Source organism: Klenkia sp. PcliD-1-E, assembly GCF_024124375.1.
Taxonomy (GTDB): Bacteria; Actinomycetota; Actinomycetes; order Mycobacteriales; family Geodermatophilaceae; genus Klenkia.
In genome coordinates, this window is the sequence record NZ_JAMXRZ010000214.1 from 1 (window position 1) to 3,143 (window position 3,143).

The 3,143-nt window shown below is 76.2% G+C and carries 2 protein-coding genes; one reads left to right on the forward strand and one right to left on the reverse strand.

Going from position 1 to position 3,143, the window contains the following annotated elements; all coding sequences use genetic code 11:
* Window positions 1–327: 327 nt before the first annotated feature.
* On the forward strand, window positions 328–1,914 hold the full coding sequence (locus NH342_RS22505; protein ID WP_253018530.1) for a cation:proton antiporter family protein: 1,587 nt from the start codon (window positions 328–330) through the stop codon (window positions 1,912–1,914).
* 101 nt (window positions 1,915–2,015) lie between these two features.
* Here NH342_RS22505 and NH342_RS22510 read toward each other — a convergent pair.
* Window positions 2,016–3,143 (reverse strand): FtsX-like permease family protein (locus tag NH342_RS22510; RefSeq protein WP_253018532.1); only part of this gene is annotated, 1,128 nt, incomplete at its 5' end.

Here is a 3,143-nt window from a genome sequence, read left to right on the forward strand (position 1 = left end):
CCGCGGGCGGCGGGCGACGACGCGGACCGGTGGCGCGGGCGGGATGACCTCGGCGGGCACGACCAGGGGGACGTCGCCGGTGTCGGCGTGCCGGCCGTAGACGTCGGCGTCGGGGTCCAGCCAGGGCTGGCGGGTGCTGTCGTCGGCGTCCGTCATGGCCTGTGGTCCTCCGTCCCCGAGCCTCCATGGCACCACGGGGCCACGGCCCCTGCACGCTGACCTGGACATATGTCGCACAACGTTCCCGACTGCTCACGGAACGGCGTCGTACCGGTGGGTAGGCCGTGCGGTGCGCGAGGATGCCGGGACCGAGGGAGAGGGGCCGGAGTGGACGACGTCTCGGCCATCCTGCTGGCGGTGCTCGTGGGCGGGGTGCTCGCCGGGATGGTCCGGCTGCCGCCGCTGCTGGGTTTCCTGGCCGCCGGTTTCGTGCTGGCCCCGCTGGGGGTGCAGGCGCCGCCCGAGCTGTCGACGGTGGCCGACCTGGGCGTCACGGTGCTGCTGTTCGGCGTCGGGCTCAAGGTCGACCTGCGCGCGCTGGTGCGCCGGGAGGTGTGGCTGACCTCCTCGGTGCACGCGCTGGTGTCCACCGGGGTCACCGCCGGCCTGCTCGGGCTGCTCGCCGTCCTCGGGGTCGGGCTGGCCGCCGACGGCGGGCCGCGGGCCTGGCTGCTCATCGGGTTCGCGCTGTCGTTCTCCAGCACCGTGTTCATCGTCAAGGTGCTCGAGGAGCGCGGGGCGACCCAGACGCTCACCGGCCGGCTGGCCATCGGCGTGCTGGTGGTGCAGGACCTGCTCGCGGTGGTCTTCCTCGCCGTGGCCGAGGGGAAGGTGCCCAGCCCCTGGGCCCTGCTGCTGGTGCTGCTGGTCCCCGCCGCGCCGCTGCTGCGCGGGGTGCTGGCCCGGCTGGGCCACGACGAGCTGCTGCCCCTCTACGGGATCGTGCTGGCCCTGGTCCCCGGCTACGCGCTCTTCTCGGCGCTCGGCGTCAAGGGCGACCTCGGTGCGCTGCTGCTGGGCGTGCTGCTGGCCGGTCAGCCCCGGTCGGCGGAGCTGGCCCGGTCGCTGTTCGGGATCAAGGACCTGCTGCTGGTCGGCTTCTTCGTCTCCATCGGCCTCGCCGGGCTGCCCACCGGGGCGGAGCTGCTGGTCGCCGGGGTGCTGCTGCTCGCGCTCCCGGTGCAGGGCCTGGCGTTCGTCGTGCTCTTCTACCTGGCCCGGCTGCGCCGCCGCACCGCGGTGTTCACCGCCACCGCGCTGACCAACTTCTCCGAGTTCGGGCTGATCGTGGTGGTGGCGCTGCCCGACGACCTGCTCGACCCCGGGTGGGCGACCCCGCTGGCCGCGGCGGTCGCGGCGTCCTTCGTGCTGCCCTCGCTGGTCGGCGACCGGCCCGATCGGCTGGTGGTCGCGCTGCGCCGATTCCTGCCCGACCGCCCCGACCACCGGCTGCACCCCGACGACCGGCCGCTGGACCTCGGCGACGCGCAGGCCGTCGTCCTCGGCATGGGCCGGGTGGGGTCGGCGGCGCACCGGCGGCTGGGCGAGGAGTACGGGCTGCGGGTGATCGGCATCGAGGCCGACCCCGACCGGGTGGCCCGGCTGCAGGCCGCGGGCGTCCACCTCATCGAGGGCGACGCCACCGACCCGCGGCTGTGGGAGGAGCTCGAGCTGCACCACGTGGAGCTGGTGCTGCTGGCGATGCCGGCCCACGACAACAACCTGGCCACGCTGACCCGGCTGCGCGAGCACGGGTTCGGCGGCACGGTGGCCGCGGTGACCCAGTTCGACGACGACCTCGACGAGATCCTCGCCGGCGGCGCCGACATCGGCCTGCAGCTGTACGAGGGCGCGGGCGCCGAGCTCGCCGACCGCGCCGTCGCCCGCCGTCCGACCCCGGACGCAGCCCCCTGACGCAGCCCTGGAGACGGGGGTATCGGAAGCTCCACCCCTCTCCGCGGGGTGCGCGAAGGGGGTAGAGCTTCCGATACCGGGGCGGGGCCGGGGCGGCCGGGTCAGCCGGCGATGGCGGCCACCGGGGGCGTGCGGGCCGCGCGCCGAGAGGGCAGCACGCTGGCCAGCAGCCCCGCCGCGGTGGCGACCACCACGATCGCGGCCACCTGCAGCCACGGGACCGCGATGACCGTGCCGGCGGCCGACAGCGACCCCAGCACCGACGCCGCGCCGACCACGCCGTAGCCGCCGCCCAGCAGCACGCCGAGCACCGCGGCCACCCCGGCGACCAGCACGGCCTCCCAGGCCAGCAGGCCGCGCAGCTGGCGGCGGGTCAGCCCCAGCGCCCGCAGCAGCCCGCTCTCCTGCCGCCGCTCCACCACCGACAGCGCCAGGGTGTTGCCCACCCCGATCAGCGCGATGAGCACCGCGACGCCGAGCAGGCCGGTCACGACGAGCAGCAGGGTGTCCAGCACGTCGTCGAGGGCGGCCCGCTCGCTGGCGATGCCGGTGACGAACGCGGTCGGGACCTCGGTGCCGGCCAGGTCGGTGACCGCCTCGACGGCGGCCGCGGTGTCGGCGTCGTCGGCCAGCCGCAGCCAGACCGTCCCCAGCCCGGCGTCGGGCACCAGCGCGGTCAGCTCGGTGGCGGTGAGCCGCGGGGAGCCCACGTCGTCGCTGCCGACCACGGTGGTCAGGGTCAGCGCCCGGCCGTCGGTGGACAGCTGCACCGGGTCGCCGTCGCCGACGCCCCAGGTGTCGGCCAGGTAGCGGGGCAGGACGACCTGGCCCAGCTCGGGCAGCTGCTCGGAGACCGCCGAGCGCAGCACCGGCAGGGTGGCGGGGACGTCGAACCCGTCCGCGCCGTAGGTCTGCCCGTCGGGTCCGGTGACCTCGCCATAGCTGATGCCGACCCCGGCCTGCACGCCGTCCACGGCGGTCAGCCGGCCGACCAGCCCGTCGGGCATGTCGGCGCCGAAGCCCTGGACGACGACGTCGGTGGGGTAGGCGGCGTCCAGCCCCGCCGCGGCGGTGGCCCGGGTCGAGGCGGCGCCGACGACCATGGCGGTGGTGAGCGTGACGCCGATGACCAGGGCGGTGGCGGTGGCCGCCGTCCGGCGGGGGTTGCGGGTGGCGTTGCCCGCGGCCAGCCGCCCGGGGACGCCGCCGGCGCGGCCGAGCAGCCGGCC